Genomic DNA, 25,682 nt, shown 5'->3' on the forward strand with positions numbered 1-25,682 from the left:
ACAAACATTTATTAGAACTTTATTCAGCCTTTATAGCCCAGCGCATCTTTGTGGAACGAGCTCTTGGGTTCTGTGTGCACTCTTTGGCTGAGGGGCGGATCACATCTTTTGCATAGTCAGAATAAATTCCATCTTTGTATCCTGCCTTGAGAGCTTTCTTTACCAGCTTGTCCTCACCGGAATGAAAGGTAAGGATTGCCACTCGTCCGCCCGGACGCAAAGCATCCGGAAGCTTCTCCATAAATTCATACAGTACTTCGAACTCATGGTTAACATCAATACGCAATGCCTGGAAGGTTCGCTGGCAGGTTTTCTTAATTGTCTCTTTCTTTTCCTTTTCAGGAAGGAAATCAAGAGTTTTTTCGATTACCTGACGCAGTTTTGTGGTAGTATCAATATGATTGCCTCTGCGGATCTCATCGGTAATGGCTTTGGCGAGTTCCTCACAGTATGGTTCATCAGAATTTTCACAGAGCATTCCCGCAAGCTCCTCTCTGGAAATGGTATCCAGACGCTGGGCTGCACTGATGCCGGTTTCCTGATTCAGGCGCAGATCCAGAGGTCCGTCTGTTTTAAAAGAGAAACCTCTTTTGGGGTTATCAATCTGCATGGATGAAACACCGAGATCTGCCAGAATAAAGTCAAATCCTCCAACCTCTTTGGCAATCTCATCAATGGTGCAGAAGTTCTGAAGCTTTACTGTCAGCAGTTCTTCCCCGAATCCCTGCTCTGCCAGACGTTTCTTTGTTTTGGCGGATTCCTCAGGGTCTACATCTGTTGCATAAATATGTCCCTTGCCATTCAGACACTGAAGCATCGCTTTCGTATGGCCGCCATAGCCCAATGTGGCATCAAATCCGGTTTCTCCCGGCTGGATATTAAGAAAATCAAGGATTTCCTTAACCATAATGGAGATATGCATTCCCGCCGGGGTATTTCCTTTCTGAATCACGTGTTCAATGGTATCTTTATATTTTTCAGGCTGTAATTCCTTGTATTTCTCCTCGAATTTCTTCGGATATTTTCCTTTATAACGGACACGCCTTTTATGTGGTGTCTGGTTCTGGTTTTCCATAAAATCCCCTTTTTGTTTTTTATTCCTGTGTGATACCGGTTACTTCATAGCCGGCTTCTTTGATCACTTCGCGGATCTTATCCTCGTCCAGTTTTTCCGGAGCATGGATCACTGTGGTTCCTTTTTCATGGGAGGAAACTACATCTTCCACTCCAAATGCCTCTTTTACTGCCTTTGTCACATGTGCTTCACAATGTCCACACATCATTCCTGTTACGTTTACTGTGATTGTTGTCATTTCTTTGTTCTCCTTGTTTTCTTTTATATTTTCCTGATCTTTTGGATCATGAATTTCACTGTTGCAAAAGTCTGGATTCTCTGCCTTTAGACTTTTGTTTTCTGTTACATTTTTCATTTCTGCATTAGCTGAAATGTAATGGATTTCTTCCACATTCTGTTTTATTTTTTTGTCTCTGGAAGCATCATGTACCTTAAAGAGATTCAGTCTCAGTGCATTGGTTACCACACAGAAACTAGAAAGGCTCATGGCAGCTGCACCAAACATGGGGTTCAGTGTCCATCCGAAAATCGGAATCCATACACCGGCTGCCAGTGGAATACCGATCACATTGTAGAAGAATGCCCAGAAAAGATTCTCATGGATATTTCTCAATGTTGCCCGGCTTAAACGTATGGCAGCAGGTACATCACTGAGCCGGCTCTTCATTAATACCACATCTGCGGCATCAATGGCAACATCTGTTCCTGCACCGATCGCAATACCGATGTCTGCCCTGGTAAGTGCAGGGGCATCATTGATTCCGTCTCCTACCATGGCAACCTTTCCCTGTTCCTTCAGAGAACGGATCACACTTTCCTTGCCATCCGGAAGAACACCTGCAATTACATCGTCCACTCCTGCCTGTGCTCCGATTGCTTTTGCTGTGCGTTCATTATCACCGGTAAGCATTACTACCCGGATTCCCATGTTCTGCAGTTCTTTTATTGCCTGAGGACTGTCCTCTTTTATAACATCTGCCACTGCAATCATGCCGAGAAACTTCCCGCCTTTTGCAAAAAGAAGTGGTGTTTTTCCTTCTTCTGCCAGCTTTTGGGCTTTTGAAATCAATTCTGATGATACAGATGTCTCATTGCTGATAAATTTCATATTTCCGCCTGTAAGCACGTCACTGTTTAATACTGCACGAAGGCCGTTTCCCGGAAGAGCCTGAAAATCAGAAACCTCCTGCAAGACAGTCTTTTTCTCCTCTGCTCTGGCAATAATGGCTTTCGCAAGAGGATGTTCACTCTTCTTCTCAAGTGCATAGGCACAGCCTAAAAGTTCTTCCTCTGAGATTCCCTCTGCAGGGATCATATCTGTCACCTGCGGTTCACCCTTTGTGATAGTTCCTGTCTTATCTAATGCAACCATCTGGATCTTACCTGCTTCCTCCAGGGATACTGCTGTTTTAAACAGGATTCCGTTTTTGGCTCCCATTCCGTTTCCTACCATGATGGCAACCGGTGTGGCAAGTCCAAGGGCACAGGGACAACTGATGACCAGAACAGAAATACCTCTGGCAAGTGCATATCCGAACTCTTTTCCTGCCAACAGCCAGACAATGGTGGTGACAACCGCAATACTGATAACTGCCGGAACAAAAACTCCGGAAACCCTGTCTGCGATTTTGGCAATAGGCGCTTTTGTTGCAGCCGCATCACTGACCATCTTAATAATCTGGGAAAGAGTAGTGTCCTCGCCTACCCGGGTTGCCTCACATCGGATAAACCCGGACTGGTTTACAGTTGCAGCAGAGACTGCATCTCCCGGATTCTTGTCCACAGGAATACTCTCCCCTGTAAGTGCAGCCTCATTGACCGCACTGTTTCCTCCAAGGACCACTCCGTCCACCGGAATGTTTTCACCGGGATGTACCACAAAAACATCACCTTTTCGGACCTGTTCGATGGGCACCGTAGCTTCCTGTCCGTCCCGGACAACAACTGCTGTCTTAGGTGCCAGTTTCATCAGACCTTTCAGCGCATCCGTTGTCTTTCCCTTAGATCGGGCTTCCAGCATTTTTCCAACTGTAATCAGGGTAAGGATCATGGCTGCAGATTCAAAATAGAACTCCATCATGTAATTCATAACTGCTGCCGAATCTCCGTCCACCTGTGCCCTTGTCATTGCAAAAAGTACATAAACACTCCACAAAAAGGATGCCATGGAGCCAAGTGCCACAAGGGTATCCATATTTGGTGCACGATGCCACAGACTCTTAAATCCGCTGATAAAAAATTTCTGGTTAATGACCATTATGATTCCGGCAAGAAGAAGCTGCATCAGTCCCATGGCAATATGATTATCATTAAACCATGCCGGAAGAGGCCAGCCCCACATCATATGTCCCATGGAAAAATACATCAGCACAAGCAGAAAGCCTACAGATGCGATCAGCCTTCGTTTCAGTGCAGGTGTTTCATGGTCTTCCAGTGCTTCCTCTGCCGCAGAAGCAGATATCTGCTCCCCGGATGCCCCCTTTAAGGATGCTCCATAACCTGCATCCTGTACAGCCTTGATGACCGCACCTGCACCGGCAGTTCCTTCTACTCCCATGGAGTTAGTCAGCAGACTGACCGAACAGGATGTCACACCCGGAACCTTGGATACGGCCTTCTCCACTCTGCTGCTACAGGCCGCACAACTCATTCCGGTTACATTGTATTGTTCCATTTCTATTCCTCCTTACGACTTGTTGTCCCTTACCTGATATCCCCTGCTCTGCTGCTTTGCAGTTCCCGGATCTTTGTTCTGCTGTACTCTGATTCTATAATAATCTGGACACACAGCTTTCACTTCATCAGTTTCTGCAAAGTAGCCACCAGCTCATCGATTGTATCATCCTTGCCCCTGCGGATATCTCTTGCCACACAGTTGCGGATATGGCTGGCAAGCAGTTCTTTGTTAAATGCGTTCACTGCTGCGTTGACTGCTGCGGACTGGATCAGTATATCGTTACAGTACGCATCATTCTCCAGCATACCGATAATCCCTCGGATTTGTCCTTCCACACGTTTAAGACGATTGATCAGCTTCTTTCTCTCCTCCTCAGAACGCATTGTGTGTTTTGTGCAACAGGGACAGACTTTTTTCTCCTGTGTATCTGCCATATGGGAAATCCTCCTTCTGATTTTTATGTACTCTCGGAATCTTTTTGTACTTGATTTTATGAGAAGATTTTTTGTCAGATGTGCCCGAATTTTTGAGGCGTACGCGGTGCGTACGTTGATAAAATTCGGGTGAATCTGGCGAAAAATCAGCCATAAAAGCAAGTGCAATAAAGACTCCGAGAGTACATTTTTATAAATAAGCTCTGTTTTATATAAATTTCTGAAACATATAACGATTTCAAAATACCCTTACGGGGTATCTTTATAGTAGTCACTATATACCCTTATGGGGTATTTGTCAATACTGTTTTTTCATATCGGAAACAAAAAGATTACCGTGAACAGAGTAAGCAGCAGTAACACAAAAAAGAGCTCTCACAGAAAATAACCACTGGCAATATTCTGCCGGTAATTATTTTTCGCAAAAGCTCAAAGACCTATACTCTATGCACTTTTCTTCTGACAAAATAAAAACAGATGACCTGCATAATGATCGTCAGCATCCAGGATGCAGGATAGGAAATAAACAGAACAGCCAGTGATCTGTGATGCGGGAATATTCCAAAGATCCATACGATCCTGGTTCCTACTGTTCCGATCACTGACAGGATCATTGGAACGCCGGAATGTCCCATTCCACGCAGGGCACCCGGAAACAGATCCATAATCCCGCAGAGAAAATAAGGTACGGTAGTGTAAGACAGGATTTCCAGTCCGCAGCGGATCACTTCCGGATCGGCAGTATAAATCTTAAGGATCTCAGAACCGAAGAAATATGCACCGCATCCAAGGGAAAAGGAGGTAACTACGGAAATAATAAGACAGTCGACCAGAACCTTATCCATACGTTTAAATTTATGCACACCATAGTTCTGACTGGTAAAGCTCATACATGCCTGTGTGACAGAGTTCACCGCCACATACAGAAAACCGAAAATATTATTGGCCGCCGTATACCCTGCCATGGCGGTCGATCCAAAGGAGTTAACCGAGGACTGAAGCAGAGCATTTGACAGATTAATGACTGTGCTCTGGATCCCGGCCGGAATCCCAACCTGGAAAATCTGTTTTAAGTAAACAGTATTGATCCTTAATTTTCCAAAATGAAGCTGGTAGCTGGTTTTCGATGTACGCAGACATCTGAGTACCAGAATGCAGGAAATTAACTGGGAGATCACAGTAGCAATGGCTACGCCCGCCACATCCATATGAAACATGATCACGAGGATCAGATTCAGTACTGCATTTACAACACCGGAAATAACCAGAAAGATCAGTGGACGTTTCGTATCTCCTACAGCCCGCAGAATCGCAGCTCCATAATTATAAAGCATAAAAAACGGCATACCCAGAAAATAGATTTTCATATACAGTGCAGACTGTCCGATCACATCATCCGGAGTACCCATCAATTCCAGAGCCCATCTGGAAAAAATCAGTCCCACAAATGCCATGACGATACCGCTTACCAGTGCAAGAGTTACAGCCGTATGAACGGTATCTGACATTTCCCGGTCTTTTCCTGCCGCATAGAACCGGGCAGCAAGTACATTCGCACCAAGTGAGATACCAATAAACAGATTAGTAAACACATTGATCAGTGCTGTGGTTGAGCCTACGGCTGCAAGTGCCTGACTTCCGCTAAATCTTCCCACCACTATGATATCCACAGCATTAAACATCAGCTGCAGGATTCCGGACAGCATCAGCGGCAGTGAAAAGGAAATCAGCTTGTCCATGATGGTTCCGTTACACATATCTATTTCGTATTTATTTTGTTTCACTTTTATCTTCCACCCTTTATATCTAAATTGATATGGGCTTCTGTAGAAGTCCTTTATATTACTGTTCGTAAACAGTTAGTATTTTTCAATGTTTTTATTCTGCAAGGCTTCCGAAATAATAGAATCCCTTGCAGGTATCCAGTTTTACTTTTACATATTTACCGATCAGATCCTGACATCCCGGGAAATGGACCAGAAGGTTATATTCTGTTCTTCCTGTAAAGATACCTTTTTCTCTGCTTTCTTCCTCTACAAGGATCTCCTGAACAGTTCCCTCGAAACGAGAAGAAGCCTTTCGGCCTTTTTCCTGAACCAGAGCAAGAAGACGGTCAAAACGGTCTTTTACCACATCCTCAGGTACCTGATTCTCCATTTTGGCAGCAGGTGTGCCGCTTCTTTTGGAATAGATAAAGGTAAATGCAGAATCAAAATCACATTTCTCCACAACATCCAGAGTATCCTGGAAATCCTCTTCCGTTTCTCCCGGGAAACCAACGATAATATCTGTAGTAAGGGAAATATCCGGTACGGCATTACGGATTTTGGCTACAAGCTCCAGATACTTTTCTTTGTCATAACGGCGGTTCATGATCTTTAAGATTCGGCTGCTTCCGGACTGCATGGGAAGGTGGAGGTGATGGCACACTTTTTTGCTCTCTGCCATTGTCCGGATCAGTTCATCAGACAGATCCTTCGGATGGGAAGTCATGAAACGGATTCTCTTTAATCCTTCAATTGCTTCCACCTGTTTCAGAAGCTGTGCAAAAGTAACCGGATGTTCCAGTGTCTTTCCATAGGAATTAACGTTCTGTCCCAGAAGCATAACTTCTGTCACACCGTCAGCTACCAGACCCTTGATCTCTTCTATGATCGCCTCCGGTTCGCGACTCTTCTCTCTTCCTCTTACATATGGTACAATACAGTAACTGCAGAAATTATTGCAGCCAAACATAATATTGACACCCGTTTTAAAGGAATATTTACGGTCAGAAGGCATACCCTCCACGATTTCATCAGATTCCTTCCAGACATCAATGATCTGTCCCTCCGTATTTAAGCTTCTGTAGAAAAGCTCCGGAAACTTATGGAAGTTATGGGTACCGAAAACCAGATCAACAAAAGAATATTCTTTGTGGATCTTCTCAATTACTTCCGGCTCCTGCATCATGCAGCCAAACAATATAATCTTCAGTTCAGGATTCTTTTTCTTAATACTTTTCAGATGGCCAAGATGACCGTAAATCTTCAGGTTTGCATTCTCCCGGACTGTGCAGGTGTTATAGATGACAACATCTGCATCTTCTTCTCTGGATACTTCTGTATAGCCCATACGTTTCACGATACCGGCCACTGTATCCGTCTGCAGGGAATTCATCTGGCAGCCTGCATTCTGGATAAAGAAAGCTGGCGCCTTTTCATATTTTTCCTTCACAAGCTCTGTACATTTATTGATATATTCTAACTGTATTTTACTTTCCTGTGTATTATTATTCACTATTGATTCCTCATCTTTCTGTTTACAACATTTCGGGGCACTCTTTTTATCATACAGAATCTATGGCTTTATGTCAAACGCTAATCTCTGTTTTTATTACTTTTTATTTTCGGATACAGTTTTTCTTTGACTATGTGACGGATTTATGCGTTTGCCAATATGCCGCTGTTTAGAGAATAAAGATATTCAAGTGGAATCAGACGCAGTTCTTCCATATCGTCCTTGCGGTATTCCGGAATCTCAATTGCCAGAGAGGGCTGACGGATTACTTCCGCATAAAACTGTTCCGGAGATCCCATCTCAGGTTTTGCTCCGGCTTTTTTGACTCTCGCACCACCTGCAATCCCTTTTTCCAGACGATAGCCGGAACATTTCTGTAAATGCCTTGCCAGTCTGTAATTTTTCTGATTGTAGGCAAAGCCTTTCTCCTGTCTGCAGTAAACGATCTTCCCTCTGGAATAACTGAATGTAAGCAGGCCAAGGCTTGAATATTCCTGAAAAATGCTGATCAGGGCACGAGTCTCATTCTCACTGGCAGGCTCCTGATTCACTCTTTTCCGCTGATAATAATTAGTCGGAAAATTTCTGCGCAGATCAATTCCCCTGGCATTACATTCATACTCTTCCACAGGCCTGTCCTGCATTTTCAGCATCTGTCTGTGGATGGGATTATGTATGGCACCATATCCGTATTCACATATTTCATAGCTGTCAGGATTCAGCATGGGGATCATACAGATACGAACCTTATCCAGAAGTTTACGAACTTCATAACTTTCTCCGATGGTCCAGTTGCTTTCATAGGATCTGCAGTAATCTTTTGCAATAGACAAAAGATATTCCGGGAGATTTCTGTCTCCGCTTTCCACTCCGCTCAGACAGATAATGCAGGTATCACCCTTTCCAATCTCAAGCATGGGGATCATTCTGTCATCATGACTTCTTCCGATCACTCTGAACTGGACAAAATTTCCATATCTCTGTCCGAGTTCCCACAATGCGAAGTATATTTTTTCATAAGTTCCCATCTGTTCTGTTGACATACATTCTCTCCTCCTTTTTGGCAAATGTTCAGCAGCCTGGATCAGATTCCGGATTCTGACCTGTATGGACGGCTGAATGGCTGCCTTATTATTATATATATGAAAAGAGACAGGCCATAAGACCTGTCTCTTAAAAATAATTGGATTATATTTACATTTCTTTTTTACGTCTTCTTATCAGTACGTAACCACCTGCAAGAACAGAAGCTGCAGCAAGAGCCAGCATAGTTCCGACCGGTGATTCATCACCTGTGGATACTGCTGATTTCGCTGTTCCGTTTGTTCCGTCTGCATAGGTTGTCGGAGTTACATCTGTAGTTCCTCCATCTGTAGTTCCGTCGCCGGATCCGGTTCCGTCTCCGTTTGTTCCGTTTGCACCTGGTGTGGTAGTGGCCTGTGTCAGAGGAGCTGCCTTGAACTGATAGGGCAGAACTTCGGAAGCATCTGTTTCCTGCCAGTCATTTCCACTGTATACCTGTTTTGCATATTTAATGTAAATAGTATATGCTTTTTCGGCATCTGTATAAATACCGCTCTTGGCACCAATTTTCCAGGATGTGTTCCAGGTTGACGGGTTAGAAGACATACTCCATCCTACAGGTACCCATCTGACATCACCTTCTCCCGGATTATTGTTCTGTGTACCTGCACCGATTACCTTGAAGTCATAGAAAGTATTCGGATAGAACACAAGTGCTTTCTCAAATCCCTGTACAACACTCTCTTTTACATCGGGTACTACCGGAGTATGAGATGGTGTAGGTGTAACAGGACGTTCTTTTGAATCAGGCTGGAACATTACAGAGCCATAATTACTCTTATCCTTATCACTGATCACACATACATAAATATCAACATCATAGTCAGGAAGATCAGTAACTTTTGCTGTTACATTTGTATCAGCCTCAATAGGAGCACCTACTCTGGAAGTATCGATTGTCGGTGCTTTCTCACCACGTTTTACCCAGTCAATATAATAGGTACCTTTTACATTTGACTGGAACTTAATTTTAACAGTACCACTTCCGGACCATTTGCATTCTTTTCCTGTTACTTTCAGTTTTTCTTCTGCAGGAGTTGGGGTAGGGGACGGTTCTGTTGTACTGACTAAAGTTCCGTCTTCTCCGATTTTAAGGCTAGAATCTCCCTCATATGTAATCTGAGAAAGAACATCCGCCAGTTTCACATCAGTAACAGCGTCACCCAGCTTTACGACTGTTCTTCCGGCGTTAGCCTCCTGAACAGCAACACCAATGGCAGAACCTGTAACAGCACCGCTTACATTGATCACACCGTCTTTGGCAAGCACAAGGTTACTTGCAACTTCAAAAGAATTTGTAACCGTATTTCCTGTAACACTTACAGTTCCACGAATATTGACAGTTCCCTCACTGTAAATCGCACCGCCTGCTGCTGCGGAGTTTGCTGTGATAGTACCACCCAGAAGATATACATTTGCACCGGCAGCATTGTTGACCGCACCGCCATTTCCGGTTGTGGTATTTCCTGTCAGAGTTGTACCGTCAATCAATGCATAATTACCACTTGCTACTTCTACAATCGAACCGGTAACGTTATCGCCTGTACCATCAACAGTTAAACTGCCTGAACCGATAGCATTTCCATCTGAATCAGTCACAGAACCGCCTGCCATCTGAAGATTACCACCATTAACAGTAAACATACTCTCAGTAAAGCCGGCTGCACGTTTGATCGTAGTATTATCTTCAGCAGCAACTAGCATGATATTCTTCTTTTCAGGAACTTTTATTGTGTTGTTGACTTCAATGGTTCCTTTTAATTTTACATAAGTAGGCTCACCATTTATCATATCCTCACAGTCTGGTACTACTGCGAACGCTTCTTCTAGAGAAGTAAAGGAATCTCCGCCAATCACAATCGCAGATCCTGCCTCAGCAGCCTGCTCATCAGTTTCTTCAGCAGCCGGTGCCTCTGTAGGATCAGCTGTTGTTTCGGCAGGAGTTTCAGCCGGATCTTCCGGTGTTTCGGCTGGTTCCTCAGGAGTTTCAGCCGGATCTTCAGAAGGTTCTTCTGTATCTGCAGAGTCAAGTTCACCTTCCAGTTCGCCTTCGGCTGATGTCTCAGCAGCAGTATCTGCTGCAAATGTGGCTGTCGGTGCCATTCCTACAGACAGGGCACCTGCCATTAATAATGCAAAAAGTTGTTTTTTTCTCATTGTATGTCCTCCCATAGATGAGTTTTAGTTAAAATCACTACTGACACCATCCGATTTCTTATTCCCCACGAAGCAGTCAGTAATCCCAAATCTGAATTGAAGTATAGCACATCCCTCAGAAAAAATCAATGTGCTGTCTATGGGCGTACCTGTCCGTTTCCATAGATGATATATTTCGTTGTGGTCAGAGCCAGAAGTCCCATAGGTCCCCTCGCATGAAGCTTCTGTGTGCTGATACCGATCTCTGCCCCGAAACCGAATTCAAATCCATCTGTAAAACGTGTGGAGGCATTGACATAAACTGCCGCAGCATCCACCTCATCCAGAAACTTCTGTGCATGTTCATAATTATTGGTAATAATTGCCTCTGAATGTTTTGTATTATATTTATTGATGTGAGCAATCGCCTCTTCCACAGAAGAAACCACTTTAATAGAAAGAATATAATCCAGATATTCTTTGCCCCAGTCTTCTTCTGTTGCGTGTACAGCTCCCGGGATCAACGCATAAGCCGCTTCATCTGCGCGGATCTCCACATGTTTCTCCTGCAGACGCTTTGCAAGGACTGGAAGCAGGGCATCCTTTACATCTTTATGTACAAGAACAGATTCGCAGGCATTGCAGACGCCTACTCTCTGAATCTTGGCATTCATGATAATGTCTGCTGCCATCTCAAGGTCTGCGGTTTCATCCACATAAATATGGCAGTTTCCAGTACCGGTCTCAATCACAGGGATGGTGCTCTGCTCCACTACGGCTTTGATCAGGCCTCTGCCGCCTCGCGGGATGAGTACATCCACATACTGGTTCATCTTCATGAATTCTGCTGCTGTCTCTCTGGATGTATCAGAAATCAGCTGAATCGCATCCTCTGTCACGCCCTGTTCATTCAAAGTTTCCCTGATACAGTTTACAATGGCCTCGTTGGAATGGATCGCATCACTTCCACCCTTCAGGATTACTACATTACCGGTCTTAAAGCAGAGTGCAAATGCATCCGCAGTTACATTCGGTCTTGCTTCATAGATAATTCCGATCACGCCAAGAGGTACTCTCTTCTGCCCGATCAGCAGTCCGTTTGGGCGTTTTTTCATCCCGGTTACTTCCCCGACAGGATCATCCAGGGCTGATACCTGGCGCAGGCCCTCTGCCATTCCTTCAATCCTGCTCTCTGTGAGAAGAAGCCTGTCGATCAGCCCCTCAGGCATATGATTCCTTTTTCCAGTTTCCACATCCAGCCTGTTGGCATTGATCAGAGCCTGTGCATCCTTTACCAGTTTGTCTGCTACTGCAAGAAGTACTTCATTCTTTTTGTTTGTAGAAAGATTTCTCATTTCTGTTTCAGCTGCCTTCGCATTCATGCCAAGGCGGTTCAGCATTTCATTCATGTTCAGTTCCCCTTTCAGTCAGTAAGATAGCATATCTCCTCTTCTGTTACTATGATCTGCGGACAGATATCAGTAGGTTCTGTGGGAACCTCCGGCAACATCTGAAAAGAAAATGCAATGGCAACTCTTTCAAGCTGCGGATGTTTCTCAAGATAACGGTCATAGAAGCCACCGCCGTATCCGACTCTGTGGTTTGCTCTGTCAAAAGCCACTCCCGGCATGATCATAAGAGCCTTTGACCAGTTGACGATCTCCCCCGATACAGGCTCAGGAATCCCAAAATATCCGGGTTCCAGCCGGGCAAAGTCTGTCAGCTTATAAAATACCATATCCTTTCCCACAACCTTGGGAACTGCAACCTCCTTGCCGGCCTTCCATGCTTCTTTTATAAGATACTCTGTGACAACTTCATGGTTGTAATCTGCATATACCAGAATGCGGTCCGCATTCTTAAATGCAGGAAGTGCGGTCACTTTGTCAGTGATCGTGCGGCTCATTGCCTCTATCTGTTCATCTGTGTGCAGCTTTCTTTCTGCGAAAATCTTCTTTCTAATGTCTTTTTTTGATTCCATATTTTTCACCCAGATTAATGATTGTTCCGTCTTCCTGCTGAACATCCACATTGTCCAGCTGAGCGCGAAGGTTCATGCGGACAGATGCAATATATTCCTTGCGCAGCAGTTCTCTTTCTTTTTTCTCTTCTTCAGTAAGCCCCACACTTTTGGCTTTATGTGCAAGTGCATTAATGCGGTCGATTTTCTCAACTTCCATAGTTCTTCCTCCTGTTTTTGTCTGCGGCAGTCTGTCTGTAAACACTGCCATTTACTCTGTGAATGTCATTTGGCACCGGTAAATTTCCGGTATTATAACAGTCTGTCAATAATATCGATCAGATAAACTTCTTTTTTGGACTGGCTTACAAACAGCGTACCGTACTTGCGGCCCTCTGTGATCTTATGGATAATATGGAAATCGGCTCCGTTTGCGATTACCATATCTACGCCTGCTGCAGAAGCGATCTGTGCTGCTGTCAGCTTAGTAGCCATTCCGCCGGTTCCTACCTTACTTCCAGAAGTACCTTTTCCCATGTTAAGCAGATTATCATCCAGATTTTCTACCACATCAATGAATTTTGCATCAGGATTAGTATTGGGATCATCTGTAAAAAGACCATCAATATCTGATAACAGGATCAGCAGATCTGCCCGTACAAGTGCAGCAACCATTGCAGACAATGTATCATTATCTCCGAATTTCTCCAGATTCTGAAGCTCATAGGTGGAAATGGAGTCATTCTCGTTTACAATGGGAATCACTCCCAGGCTGAGCAGTTCATCGAAAGTATTCTGAGCATTCTTTCGGTTAACATTATTAACCATAGTATTTTTGGTCATAAGGATCTGAGCGGAAAGCTGATTATATTCAGAAAAAAGTTTCTGATAAATCATCATCAGTCTGGCCTGTCCTACTGCTGCACATGCCTGTTTTCCTTTCAGTTCTGTGGGTTTCTCATGCATTCCAAGAGCTGCCACACCTGTTGCTATAGCTCCTGAAGAAACCAGTATGACATCTTTTCCCTGATTGCGAAGGTCACTGAGCTCTCTTGCCAGCACTTCCAGTTTGCGAAGGTTCAGTCTTCCTGTCTCCGAATGAGTCAGGGAAGAAGAACCGATCTTAATTACAATACGTTTTTTATCTTTAAGTCGTTCCCGGTAATTCATCTTTTTGTTACTCCATATAAATATATTTTTGTAACTGTTCAGTGTCTTTACAGTTACGAGACAAAATCCATCAGAAATTGCCTGCAATAACAGAATTTGAAGATCAGCGTGTAATCCCAAGCTCCTCCAGGGCTTTCGCCTGTTTTGCCTCCATGACTGCCGCTTCCCCGGGAGTCATATGGTCATATCCCAGCAGATGCAGCATACTGTGTGCAACCAGAAAACAGAATTCTCTTGTCACACTGTGTCCGTATTCCTCTGCCTGCGCAAATACCTTGTCAACTGAGATCATGATATCTCCAAGAAGAAGTTCGTCTGTATCCAGATCAAAGTAAGATTCATCTTCCTCCACAATATCATATCCTGCCGGTGTCTCAAAAGGAATCATAGGGAAGGATAAAACATCCGTAGGTCTTGCGATATCGCGAAACTCAGTATTAACTCTCTCAATCTCTTCGTTATCTGTAAGTACAAGATTCACCTGTGCATCATAGGGACATTTTTCCATTTCAAGAACCTTGTCAGCTACCTTTACTGCCAGTGTCTCATAGTCGATCCCCAGTTCACGCTCTGTCTCATAATCAATCTGCATGTTCATCGTTCATTTACCCCGTTTCTGCGTCTTGCCGGTCTTTCAGGTTTTTGTTTCTTCTCATAGGCATCATAAGCCTGTACGATCTGCTGTACCAGAGGATGACGGACAACATCCTTGCTGGTAAGCTGGCAGAAGCCAATGTCATCTATTTTTTTCAGTACTTTCATTGCCACGTCAAGTCCGGATGTAGTATCTCTTGGAAGATCTTTCTGTGAGGCATCTCCGGTGATGATAACCTTGGAACCAAATCCGATACGTGTCAGGAACATCTTCATCTGTGCCGGAGTAGTATTCTGTGCTTCATCGAGAATGATAAATGCATTATCCAGTGTACGTCCGCGCATATATGCAAGCGGTGCAACCTCGATCAGGCCGCGCTCCATATTTTTCGCAAAGCTGTCCGCTCCCATGATCTGGTACAGTGCATCATAGAGTGGTCTCAGATAAGGATCTACCTTGCTCTGCAGATCTCCCGGAAGAAATCCCAGCTTCTCACCGGCCTCAATAGCGGGACGTGTCAGGATGATCCTGCTGACCTCCTCATTTCGGAAGGCTGTGACAGCCATTGCCATCGCCAGATAGGTTTTGCCGGTACCGGCAGGACCTACACCGAACACGATTATTTTTTTGCGTATCTGTTCTACATAATCTTTCTGTCCCAGTGTTTTGGGCTTGATAGGTCTGCCCTGTATGGTGTTACAGATAAAATCTTTGTCTATTTCTGTGAGAACTTCGTTTCTCTGCTCCATTGCCAGAGAAAGAGCATAATTGACATTCTGTTTCGTGATCGTGTTGCCTCTTTTTGCAAGTACTGTCAGTTCTTCTATCAGTTTCTTCGCAGAAGCCGCATTCTGTTCATTGCCAAGTATCTTAAGGATTCCGTCTCTGGAGATCACTGTCACATTCAGTGTTCTCTCAATCAGCTTAAGATGCTCATCAAACTGGCCAAATACATTTGCTTCCAGTTCTGCGGGGACTTCTGTGTGTAATTCAATAATATTGCCAGCCATCCTGTGATGTCCTTTCCTGTTGATAAGTTAATAATGGATTATTGCCTCGTTTATGGACGATAATCAAAGTCCGGTTAAAACCAGATGCATCCATTGTAACACCTCCCTGCAACTTTTTAAATACAAATTTTTATGGAATTTTATGTTATCCGGCTTTTTTCGCCTGTCTGTTCGATGATAAGCAGGGTTCCTCCGGTAATGCACAGAGATTCTGTCAGCCTGGTAGTAATATGATTTTCACTGATCTTAATGCCATTTTGAAGCAGCTTCTTTTCATATTGATGAAATCTTCGCACAGCTTCCTTCTCGGCTTCTTTCCTGGTATAGGTTTCTTCTTTTATTGTATAATCAGTAGTTTCGGTCCATCCGATCCATACGGGAAGTATAAAATTTTCTGTGATACGCAGAGGAATTTCCTCTGTGATACGTTTCTGACCTGTATGTAATGTCGGATACAATCCCAGATACCAGTGCCCAAACCGGAAGTACATTTCTTTTTTCTTTTTGCCGGCAGGGATTTCTGTACGGTATTTTAATGGAAATTCCTGATAATAGGAAATTTGTCTGGAAATAAAAATATCCGCATCTGCATGAACGTATTCCTTTCGCAGGACTTCCTGACTGTCATTCATGATATGAAGTTCCCCGGATACCAGAAGTTCCCCTTTTTTGCAGGAATCCCCGGGCTTTTTTACCGGTATGCCCCTTCGGACGATCATATCTGTGATCACTCCGTCCTTGTCTGCGAGCAGATTACAGGGTGAGGTATTACTGTTGATTTTTGGGGGGATAATTCCTTCCTGGATATTAAGAATCAGACGGGTTCCTTCTATTCTGGCAGATACCCAGGTAATCTCCGGAAAATTTTTCCGTACAGCTGCTGCAACTTCTGAACAGTTGATCTTTTTTTTGGACATCCCATGGTTTATATCCTGCTTATCCAGAAAATCGAGGATTTCTCCGGTACTGTTTCTGACATTTCCTTCAATATGGATATTCCAGATTCTCCCTGTCAAAAAAAATATCAGGATACCTCCCAGAATCATGCCTGTAAAAAAAGCCTTTCTTTTTTTATTCCTTAAAAAAAAGAAGGGCATTCCCCGTCTCTGTATGATCTGAATATGTACACCTGTTTTATTCCGGAGAGGTCTCAGGCGAAAGAAATCAGCGGCCTGCATTTGTGCCATAAGCTGGCCGTCCTCTCTGTACCGAATCTTTTCCATATAAACTTTTCTGCTTTTGCAGAGATTCAGAAAGCGTTCCAGATTTTCTCCTCTTACAAGGATGATCACATAACCATATATTAATTTCAAAAATTTCAACATTCGCTGTCACCCGCTTTTATATCATAAATACTTCCCGTCACTTTCATTGCACTGGAATTGTACCAGCGGATTTCAAGATTTTTCCCGGATATGGTCACTTTTCCGCAAAAAGACTGTATCACAATTTCAGAAGGTGTATATTTAAAAACAGATTTATAATTTTCGATAACAGCTTCCGTCTGACCGGTCAGTGTGACGATCGTTTCATTATATGCCAGATCAGGCGGAAGTTCTAATGCCAGCACCATCCGGTTTTTCCATTGTCCTGCTTTTTTCATAAAAAAAGCTCCCCCGGCTTTTACTATCAGTCTATGCCGGAAGAACTTTCTTTAAAACACGTTTCAGCAGCAATCATCGAAACAAAACCATAGAAAACCACAGAATTGTATTTCCACCCAGATTATATTCCATAGATTCACGCTCTACAATCTCATTTACTACTACACCATGACTTTCCAGACATGGATGCATCCGATCAGGATATCTGCATGGTTTTCCCTCTTTATAGGCACATTTTTCACAGATATCACAGGATTCTGTAGACAGGATGTAAGTTTCATACCCTTCTGTATTCAGATATTTTCCCACCTCTGTAGTCAGGTCCTCGTGTGCCCGTCTTGTAGAAAGCATTTCTTCCATGTTCATGATATCCGAAACTTCCGCTACACTGGAAAAGAAAACAGCCTGAGGATAACTTTTTATTTTTTTTTCACATTCCTGCAGGGTTCCTACTGCGGGGGGACAGGCCCAGGTAGAATCATAACGTTCGCATTCTTCTTGGCAGATCGTGCGCACGCGTTCCTGAATTGTAATATCTTTTGTGTCCAGTATGCGGTATTCAAAAATCGGGTACTGTGAAATAAATTCTTCAAATTTTTCTATGTTCATAGTTTTCTTCTTTCTTTTGGACTTGTTGGTACATTCGTTCATTTATGATAGGGTTCGTGATTCATAATGCGGTAGCTTCTGTATATCTGTTCCAAAAGGATCATCTGCATCAGCTGATGCGGAAAAGTCATTCTGGAAAAGCTGAGCTTATAATCTGCACGTTTCAGAACGCTCTCACTCAGTCCTAAGGAACCTCCGATCACAAATGCAATGGAACTGATACCGGAAACTCCCAGTTTCTCAATTTTTTGAGAGAGTTCTACAGAATCCGGCGTTTTTCCATCAATTGCCAGTGCGATAACATAATCCTGTTCGCGTATATGTTTCATCAGACGTTCGCCTTCTGTATTTTTAATCTGTGTGTTCAGTGCTTCTGACGCTTTATCCGGTGTTTTTTCATCTGCTACCTGACAGAAAGTCAGCCTGCAGTATCTGCTCAGCCGTTTGGCATATTCTGCGATTCCGTCACACAGATATTTTTCTTTGATCTTTCCAACTGTAACAATACGGATTTCCATGATCTTCTTCCTTCTATTTTAATAAAATCAGCGATAAAATCACAGTATTTTTAGTACTGCAGATAATATTCCATAGCAGTCATTTTACTGGTCTTGCCATTTGCTGCAACAAGAATAACATTCAGCCTATGGTAACCCACAGGCATGGAGATTGGCTGTTCATAAACAGTACTGTTAAGATCCGGTTCAGAATCAAATGCATAATATGCCTTACATCCATCCGGAACAGTGATCTTAATCTCTGTTTTTTTATTGTAATCCCCTGATTTAGGTGTTACCTTAGGGGCTTTCGGTGCATTTAAAACAATCACATACTTTCTGCTGATCACATCACTTTCGATGTTTTTATCATTTACACCAAAGGCTTTTAATTCAGTTGTGCCTTCCCTCAGAATAATAGGTTCTGTATATACTTTACTCTTTCTGGTAGGTGTGCTTCCATCTAATGTGTAATAAATCTTTTGGCAGTTACCTTCCAGTTTCAGAGTCTGCGTTGTAGTATAGGTTCCGGGTGCAGGATTTGATACAGGTGTTTCGCAGATATATTCTGCGCAGGCATTCTGCACTTCTCTGTCAGCAGATTTCAGGATCAGTCTGACTTCGTTGGTCTTTCCCTCCTGTGTAAGAAGCTTCACATACTCTTTATATATTCCTGTTCCCGCAGTTTTGTTCTGGATAAACGGGCGCAAAACAAGAAGTGCAGATCGTTTATCGCCTGATTTCTCCATACTTTTGGCCAGAAGAAGATTGGCGGCTTCATTTTTGGGATTTTTATCCAGAGCATTTTCTGCAATCCGCTGTGCTTCTTCATAGTTTTGCTGTGCATATTGTTTTTTTGCCCTGGAATATAAGGCAGAAAAAGTATTTAACTGCCGATAACAAAAGACCCCCAGTAGTGTTGCCGCACACAGAAGCAGACATAGAAGCTGTTTTCTGCTGAATTTCAGCTTTCTTCTTTTTGGATGCTTGAAATATTTTATAATTTTTGTTTTCTGTTTTTTTTCGGATGGGCGGTTCTGCTGCTCCTTTTTCATCAGAGTTTCCACTGTGCTAAATTCTCTTACCCAGGGTATCTCCGCAAGGCAGTAGGGGCAGTACAGAGAGCCTTTTTCCACCTCTTTATGACATTTAGGACATTTCATAGACAGTCCTCACTTACTGATTTTCCAGATAATTCTGAAACTCCTCCATAGACATAAGAACTTTTCTCGGTTTTGTTCCCTCTTCCGGTCCCACTACACCTGCGTCGCAGAGCTGATCCATGATTCTTGCCGCTCTGTTGAAACCAATCTTAAACATTCTCTGCAGCATACCAATAGAAGCTTTCTCTTTCTCTATGATAAACTTACCTGCTTCTTCAAAATGGATGTCCCTTTCATCTCCGGACATACCTGTTGTTACAGGAGAATTTACCTGCTGCTCGATCTGTTGGTTATACTGGACACCCGGATTTTTATCTGCAAGAAATTCAACCACAGCACTTACCTCATCATCAGATACAAATGCACCCTGAAGTCTTGCAGGCTTCTGATATCCCTGAGGATAAAAGAGCATATCACCTTTTCCAAGAAGCTTCTCGGCTCCGTTCATATCCAGAATTGTCCTGGAATCCACACCGGAAGATACAGAGAAAGCAATTCTGGAAGGCATATTCGCCTTGATCAGACCGGTGATAACATTTACAGACGGCCTCTGTGTGGCAATGATCAGATGGATACCCGCCGCACGTGCAAGCTGGGCCAGGCGACAGATAGCATCCTCCACCTCTCCGGGCGCAACCATCATAAGGTCTGCAAGCTCATCCACGATGATCACGATCTGCGGCATTTTCACAGGTTCTTCTTCAGCTCCTGCCGCCTTGATCTGCTCTGCTTTTCTATTATATTCATCCAGATTACGGACACCGTACTCCGCAAATGTATTGTAACGGTTTGTCATCTCCTGTACTGCCCAGTTTAATGCGCCTGCTGCTTTCTTCGGATCTGTCACAACCGGAATAAACAAATGTGGAATTCCGTTATACACACTGAGCTCTACTACTTTAGGATCGATCATGATAAGCTTTACTTCATCCGGATTTGCCTTGTACAGGATACTGATGATAAGTGTATTGATACATACTGATTTACCTGAACCGGTTGCACCTGCGATGAGAAGATGTGGCATTTTGGCAATATCCGCAACTACAGTCTTACCTGCAATATCCTTTCCTACTGCAAAAGAAAGTTTGGATTTTGCCTTCTGAAATTCTTCTGACTGGAGCAGATCTCTGAGCATAACCGTACTGTTCTCTTTATTGGGAACCTCAATGCCCACTGCTGCTTTGCCCGGGATCGGTGCTTCAATACGGATATCAGGAGTGGCAAGATTCAGTTTGATGTCATCTGCAAGACCTACAATTTTGCTGACCTTCACTCCCATCTCGGGCTGAAGTTCATAACGGGTAACTGTTGGTCCGCAGCTCACATTAGTGACAGTCACGTTCACGCCGAAATTGTGAAGTACTTCCTGGAGTTTTTTTGCAGTCTTACGCAGATAGGCATCAGAATCCCCCTGAGCTTTGCTGCTTCCTTTCTTCAGCAGATTTAAGGCTGGAAATTTATATTCTTTTTTTACGGCTGCTTCCTGTCGGGTGATCTCATGCTGAATGTTTACAATTCCGCTCTGTATCTCCTTTTCAGAAGATTTGGGGTTTTTCGAAGGCGGCCGCACTGCCTCCTCATCCTGAAAAGGGGGCAGATCTTCCTCCGGTTCTGAAACCACAGATTTCTTCCGGTCAGTGACAGCATCTTCAAATGGAAGGTCTTCCTGCTGTTGTGATTCATTATCTGCCTCGTATGTATCCGGGGATGTATCCGCTCTGTGAATCTCAAAATTCATCGGAGCATCGATGTATGGTTTATTATCCGCATCATCAGAGGATTTAATCCCTGTGTTCTCGGTATCCTCCGCAGCTTCGACTGTTTCTGCTGCTGCTTTATCTGTATCTGCTGCTTTTTTCAGAAGTTTCCCCTTTTTCTTTGGCTTCTGTTCAGAATAGCCTGCCAGCTTGGTTCCTTCCAGAAAGCCGCCTTTTTTCATTTTTTTTGCTTCCGAAGGATCCATGAGAAAGTCATCATCTGAAAATTCATCATCGCCAATTTCTTCCTCCAGTCTGCAGACTCTTTCTTCACGCCGCTGTTCTCTTATAAGCTGACGTTCTCTGGCACGTTCTTCTCTATATCGCTCACGTTCAGGCTGCCCCTGCATATAGCGCATATGTCTGTCTTTTACAAAATCACACACCTTCATAACCAGCCGCGTTACAAAATCGAGCAGAGAGCGCTGTGTGATAATGATCATACATACAACAAATGCTAGTATAATGATCACATATCCGCCGATAGTTCCAAAAGCAGATGTGACAGAAATACAGATCGCTCCTCCGATCAGACCACCGCCTGTTTTATAATCTGCGCTTAAAGCATAATAATCCAGCAAAGTTGTACTCTGCATATATCCGTCTGTGAGAAGCTGCGCTGCCCCACACAGAAACAGAAACATCACAAACGCCGCTGCAAGTTTCTTATATGCCAGCCGGTTTGTTTTATTGATCAGAATAAATGCTGATTCAAGGAAAAATACGATTGGAAACAGATATGCCATCAGTCCCATCAGACCGAAACAGAAATTACTGATCGCATCTCCTACAAAACCACCTGCTCCAAAATTGCTTGCCATCAGGATCACACATGCGGCCAAAATCACAAATAATATGATTTCTGTCTGAAATCTGCCGACTTCCTGTTCCATTGCTGTCTTCTTTTTTGTATTTCTTCCCGAATGCCCGGTATTCTTACTCTTTGATGCTGCCATTCTAAGGCTCCCCTCCTTGATCTTCTCGTAAATATCTTCCCTTTACAGGGCAAAATTTAATGCCAGTGTAATAATACCGACTATAAATGAATAATATGCAAAATAGCGTAATTTTATATTCTGAGTCATGGCTATTGTATTTCGGATAACAAGACATCCCGCAAAACCGGCGATGATCATTGCAAATACATAGGTAAACCCAAGTCCTGCCGTCATTTCAGAAGCACCAAAATTTCCGATTTCCGTAAAAAAAGCACCTATGATAGCAGGCAGACTCATAAAAACAGAAAAACGAACCGCAAATTTGCGGTTATATCCGCATAACAGTGCAGCACATAATGTAAATCCCATTCTGGAAATCCCCGGAAAGACAGCAATCCCCTGACAAATTCCAATCCACATGGCGCTGTCATAAGAAGCCTCTCTCGGTCCCTTTTTTCCACCGGATTTATTCAGATCTGTTACCAGAAGAAATACGCCTGTAAGTAAAAATCCGATTCCCGGAACAATCTGAGAGTCTGCGGCCAGAAGAGCCAGCCGTTTTCCTGTAAGTCCCAGAAGTGCTGTTGGGATCATGGAAATCACAAGAAGTGCACCTGTTTTCCGATATGTTCCGGTGACTATTCTGGCATAGCCCAAACTTTCCCCTGTCTTCTTGTTATGGATATATAGATTCAGATTACCGATCATATCCATAAACATCCCCAGAAGTCCCAGTCCGATTTTTTTTAAATCTTTGCGGAACAAAAATATAATTGCTGCCGCACTTCCAAGATGGAGCATCGTTTCTGACAGCAATCCGGTTTCGTGGCCGATTCCCATATATTGTTCCAATATGCATAAATGTCCCAGGCTGCTGACAGGAAGAAATTCCGTCACAGCCTGAATGACAGCCAAAAATATCAAATATACAACGATCATAGAACTGATTCCTTTTTGTTTCTCCAAAATTATGGTTTATTATAGCACACTCAGAAAGGCTTTACAATAAAAAGCCCCCTGACTGTCATGTTCACAACGTAGCCAAAAGTTACTGTTCACTCCGTTCCCAGCAACACGCTTCGCGATGCACAGAATTTATGCTAATCGCATAAATTCGCGCAGTATGTCTCGGGTTTTCTGTGACCTTCGCTCACAAAAAACACCTCGCGGGATATTACCAGTGAACAGTAACAGCCAAAATTCATTCATTTTCCTGCTGCTTTTTTTCTTTCTCATGTGCCAGCAGTTCCTGTACCGATTTATGTGCAATCCGGAATTCTTTTTCAAAATAAGCATTGATCTCTGCACCGTATAACAGAAGATTCATACAGATATACAACCACACCATGACCATGATGATCGTCGCAAGGTTTCCGTACATATTACTGAATCCCGGAAAAATCTCAAAATAAAAAGAGAATCCGTATGAAAATATCGACCATGCAACTGCTATGATCAAGGCTCCGGGAATCTGGCTTTTGAATGTGGCTTTTCTGTTCGGAAGAACCTTATACAACATAAGAAAAACCAGAAACAACACACCAAATACCAACAGTGCTCTTGCCCCCAGTATTTTTCCCAGAACTCTTCCAAGAAAAGGAATATATCTTGATACAACTTTCTGTATTTCATTTCCGAGTACAAGCATAAGCAGAGACACGATTACCGCAATCACCAGTGATAAAGTATAGAATACTGCATAAATTCTGGTTAACAGCCAGTTACGGGTTTCTTTTACGTGATAAATGGTATTTAATCCATTGATGATAGACTGCATTCCTTTTCCGGCAGACCACAGTGCCACAATTGCTGACAAAGGGACAATTGCAGTACTTCTTTTGTATACATCTACCACGATCCCCAGAACAAAACTCTGCAGATTCTCCGGAATAAAAGCAACGATCGCATCCCTGACTACATTATAGGTCAGAGGTGTATACCGTACCAGTGTAGTCAGAAACAGAATACAGGGAATAAAAGACATGATCAGAAAATACGCTGCCTGTGTCGCATAAGCTCCTACGTGATCTCCGGATACACGTTCCATAAACCCGAATAAAAGCCCTGTAACAGACCGGGTTTTATTTTTCTTTTTCATATATGTCTCCATTCTGTTATTTTACAGCAGTCATTTCTGATAATGCATTTATGGTGATTGCTGTAATTATAAAGATAACTGTTTCGAATATCTCTGTTTACTATCATACCATGAAACTGCCGTTATGACAAACATGAATTATGGATAATAAAATCCGGTTCTTTTCATGCTGGAACGCTGTAGATATGAAAAAAACCGGATCAATATGTAATTAGTTTTATGGTCAGATTTTTACTTTCTGATGTAGAAATGATAAGCAGTCACAGAATCATACTGTTCACCTGCATTAAGAATCGGGGAGTGGAAATCTTCAACATTGACCGCATTCGGTTCAACCTGCGTTTCCAGACAGAAAGCATCCCGCTTATTGTAAGTATGACCATTTTTACCATGTTCATTTTCGACAAAATTTGCTGCGTAAAACTGTACACATGGACAGTCGGAAGTGACATCCATGGCAATTCCGGTTTTATCACTGTATGCGGTTGCGATCAGTCTTCTGTTTCCTTTTGCATAGTTGTCTGTCACATAATTGTGGTCATATCCGCCTGTGAATTTCAGCTGCTCAAATTCTGCTTCAATATCCTGCCCGATCTGTTTGGCAGTTCTGAAATCCATGGGAGTCCCTGCAACTTCCTCATACACTCCTGTAGGAATGGAATGACTGTCGGCTACAGGTGTATAATATTTTGCATGGATTGTAAGATACTGATCCATGGCGGTTCCGCTTCCCTCACCATTCAGATTGAAATAAGAATGATTTGTCATATTGGCAACTGTCGGCTCATCGCAGATTCCCTGATAATGGATCCTCAGTTCGTTGTCTTCCGTAAACTCATATTTTACAGACACATCAAATTCTCCCGGGAAACCATTCTCGCCATCCGGACTTATACGGTTAAATATAACACTGTTTTTATCATCGGAAATCTCAGCCACTTTCCAGAGCTTTTTTTCAAATCCGTCAGGACCGCTGTGAAGATTATTGTCATTCTCATTCTGAGCAAGAACTACTTCTTTGCCATTGACAGAGAATTTCGCACCGCCGATGCGGTTTCCGTTTCTGCCGATGGTTGAACCGAAAAAGCATCCATTTACTTCATAAGATGCCAGATCATCATATCCAAGTACTACGTCTGTTAAAGTACCATCTTTATCAGGTACGCAGACCTTAACCAGGATTGCTCCAAAATCTGTCACTTCCGCATATGCCCCGGATTTGTTTTCCAGATGAAAAATTTTTACTGTTTCCCCAGTCTGTAATACACCGAACTTTCTTTCAGAAACACTCATTGTTTCCAACCTCCCGTATCATAAAATAATATTAAATCCAAAAGATAATAAAAAAGAGCCTCTCTACGGCTCATTTTTACAGTTCCCGAAATGCCGTTCCCTTCCCATTGACGCCTAGCCGCAGCTAGGTGGGTATCCTCAACAGACCTTCTGTCTTCCGCTGCATAATGACGGCCTGACATCCGGCCTGCGATGTTGGGTTCCCGTTAAAGTCGATGTAGGTTCAAAAAAAGAAGGGGCCTCGTACATTTCAGGATATTCACTGTTTTTAACTGATTTTTATTATACTCCAGTATATGTTCTT

At 43.2% G+C, this 25,682-nt stretch carries 22 protein-coding genes and 1 other RNA gene; all 23 read right to left on the reverse strand.

Going from position 1 to position 25,682, the window contains the following annotated elements; all coding sequences use genetic code 11:
• Positions 1-19: 19 nt before the first annotated feature.
• Complete coding sequence (gene rsmH, locus LJE11_RS05345; RefSeq protein WP_008703205.1) at positions 20-1,075, reverse strand: 16S rRNA (cytosine(1402)-N(4))-methyltransferase RsmH; 1,056 nt, start codon at positions 1,073-1,075, stop codon at positions 20-22.
• A gap of 19 nt (positions 1,076-1,094) precedes the next feature.
• Positions 1,095-3,749, reverse strand: a complete 2,655-nt coding sequence (locus LJE11_RS05350; RefSeq protein WP_008703207.1) for a heavy metal translocating P-type ATPase — start codon at positions 3,747-3,749, stop codon at positions 1,095-1,097.
• Positions 3,750-3,868: 119 nt separating this feature from the next.
• Entirely contained in the window at positions 3,869-4,186 is a 318-nt protein-coding gene (locus LJE11_RS05355; RefSeq protein ID WP_008703209.1) for a metal-sensing transcriptional repressor, read from the reverse strand.
• Between the two features lie 437 nt (positions 4,187-4,623).
• Complete coding sequence (locus LJE11_RS05360) at positions 4,624-5,943, reverse strand: MATE family efflux transporter (RefSeq protein WP_044952126.1); 1,320 nt, start codon at positions 5,941-5,943, stop codon at positions 4,624-4,626.
• Positions 5,944-6,064: 121 nt separating this feature from the next.
• Positions 6,065-7,465: a tRNA (N6-isopentenyl adenosine(37)-C2)-methylthiotransferase MiaB gene (gene miaB / locus LJE11_RS05365; protein ID WP_020993922.1), complete on the reverse strand. Its 1,401-nt coding sequence runs from the start codon at positions 7,463-7,465 to the stop codon at positions 6,065-6,067.
• A 143-nt stretch (positions 7,466-7,608) separates the two neighbouring features.
• Positions 7,609-8,508 (reverse strand): M14 family zinc carboxypeptidase, encoded by a 900-nt coding sequence (locus LJE11_RS05370; RefSeq protein WP_008703215.1) that lies wholly within the window; start codon positions 8,506-8,508, stop codon positions 7,609-7,611.
• Positions 8,509-8,659: 151 nt separating this feature from the next.
• Positions 8,660-10,705 carry an LPXTG cell wall anchor domain-containing protein gene (locus LJE11_RS05375; protein WP_020993923.1) on the reverse strand — a complete coding sequence of 682 codons (2,046 nt, stop codon included), beginning with the start codon at positions 10,703-10,705 and terminating at the stop codon, positions 8,660-8,662.
• Positions 10,706-10,842: 137 nt separating this feature from the next.
• Positions 10,843-12,093 carry a glutamate-5-semialdehyde dehydrogenase gene (locus LJE11_RS05380; protein ID WP_195382508.1) on the reverse strand — a complete coding sequence of 417 codons (1,251 nt, stop codon included), beginning with the start codon at positions 12,091-12,093 and terminating at the stop codon, positions 10,843-10,845.
• A 14-nt stretch (positions 12,094-12,107) separates the two neighbouring features.
• Complete coding sequence (locus tag LJE11_RS05385) at positions 12,108-12,665, reverse strand: 5-formyltetrahydrofolate cyclo-ligase (protein ID WP_008703219.1); 558 nt, start codon at positions 12,663-12,665, stop codon at positions 12,108-12,110.
• Positions 12,643-12,864 (reverse strand): DUF896 domain-containing protein, encoded by a 222-nt coding sequence (locus LJE11_RS05390; protein ID WP_008703220.1) that lies wholly within the window; start codon positions 12,862-12,864, stop codon positions 12,643-12,645. Before LJE11_RS05390 ends, LJE11_RS05385 begins: the two co-directional genes overlap by 23 nt.
• A 92-nt stretch (positions 12,865-12,956) precedes the next feature.
• Positions 12,957-13,814: a glutamate 5-kinase gene (gene proB / locus LJE11_RS05395; RefSeq protein WP_022381406.1), complete on the reverse strand. Its 858-nt coding sequence runs from the start codon at positions 13,812-13,814 to the stop codon at positions 12,957-12,959.
• Positions 13,815-13,917: 103 nt separating this feature from the next.
• Positions 13,918-14,412 carry an rRNA maturation RNase YbeY gene (gene ybeY, locus LJE11_RS05400; protein WP_022381407.1) on the reverse strand — a complete coding sequence of 165 codons (495 nt, stop codon included), beginning with the start codon at positions 14,410-14,412 and terminating at the stop codon, positions 13,918-13,920.
• Positions 14,409-15,419 carry a PhoH family protein gene (locus LJE11_RS05405; protein ID WP_227295618.1) on the reverse strand — a complete coding sequence of 337 codons (1,011 nt, stop codon included), beginning with the start codon at positions 15,417-15,419 and terminating at the stop codon, positions 14,409-14,411. Before LJE11_RS05405 ends, ybeY begins: the two co-directional genes overlap by 4 nt.
• 140 nt (positions 15,420-15,559) lie before the next feature.
• Complete coding sequence (locus LJE11_RS05410) at positions 15,560-16,744, reverse strand: sporulation protein YqfD (protein WP_008703228.1); 1,185 nt, start codon at positions 16,742-16,744, stop codon at positions 15,560-15,562.
• Complete coding sequence (locus LJE11_RS05415; RefSeq protein WP_020993926.1) at positions 16,738-17,022, reverse strand: YabP/YqfC family sporulation protein; 285 nt, start codon at positions 17,020-17,022, stop codon at positions 16,738-16,740. Before LJE11_RS05415 ends, LJE11_RS05410 begins: the two co-directional genes overlap by 7 nt.
• Before the next feature lie 73 nt (positions 17,023-17,095).
• Positions 17,096-17,632 carry a DUF2284 domain-containing protein gene (locus LJE11_RS05420; protein ID WP_008703231.1) on the reverse strand — a complete coding sequence of 179 codons (537 nt, stop codon included), beginning with the start codon at positions 17,630-17,632 and terminating at the stop codon, positions 17,096-17,098.
• Between the two features lie 38 nt (positions 17,633-17,670).
• Positions 17,671-18,150: a 23S rRNA (pseudouridine(1915)-N(3))-methyltransferase RlmH gene (rlmH, locus tag LJE11_RS05425; protein WP_008703233.1), complete on the reverse strand. Its 480-nt coding sequence runs from the start codon at positions 18,148-18,150 to the stop codon at positions 17,671-17,673.
• Positions 18,151-18,200: 50 nt separating this feature from the next.
• Positions 18,201-19,292 (reverse strand): chitobiase/beta-hexosaminidase C-terminal domain-containing protein, encoded by a 1,092-nt coding sequence (locus LJE11_RS05430; protein WP_008703235.1) that lies wholly within the window; start codon positions 19,290-19,292, stop codon positions 18,201-18,203.
• A 13-nt stretch (positions 19,293-19,305) separates the two neighbouring features.
• Complete coding sequence (locus LJE11_RS05435; protein WP_020993929.1) at positions 19,306-22,005, reverse strand: FtsK/SpoIIIE family DNA translocase; 2,700 nt, start codon at positions 22,003-22,005, stop codon at positions 19,306-19,308.
• 42 nt (positions 22,006-22,047) lie between these two features.
• On the reverse strand, positions 22,048-22,926 hold the full coding sequence (locus tag LJE11_RS05440; protein WP_020993930.1) for an undecaprenyl-diphosphate phosphatase: 879 nt from the start codon (positions 22,924-22,926) through the stop codon (positions 22,048-22,050).
• Between the two features lie 262 nt (positions 22,927-23,188).
• Complete coding sequence (locus LJE11_RS05445) at positions 23,189-24,085, reverse strand: YihY/virulence factor BrkB family protein (protein ID WP_008703238.1); 897 nt, start codon at positions 24,083-24,085, stop codon at positions 23,189-23,191.
• A 231-nt stretch (positions 24,086-24,316) separates the two neighbouring features.
• Entirely contained in the window at positions 24,317-25,378 is a 1,062-nt protein-coding gene (locus LJE11_RS05450) for an aldose epimerase family protein (RefSeq protein WP_008703239.1), read from the reverse strand.
• Between the two features lie 78 nt (positions 25,379-25,456).
• A non-coding RNA gene (gene ssrS / locus LJE11_RS05455) (6S RNA) lies at positions 25,457-25,638 on the reverse strand.
• Positions 25,639-25,682 lie beyond the last annotated feature (44 nt).

Source organism: Blautia sp. DFI.1.216, assembly GCF_020594215.1.
GTDB lineage: Bacteria > Bacillota > Clostridia > Lachnospirales > Lachnospiraceae > Blautia_A > Blautia_A wexlerae.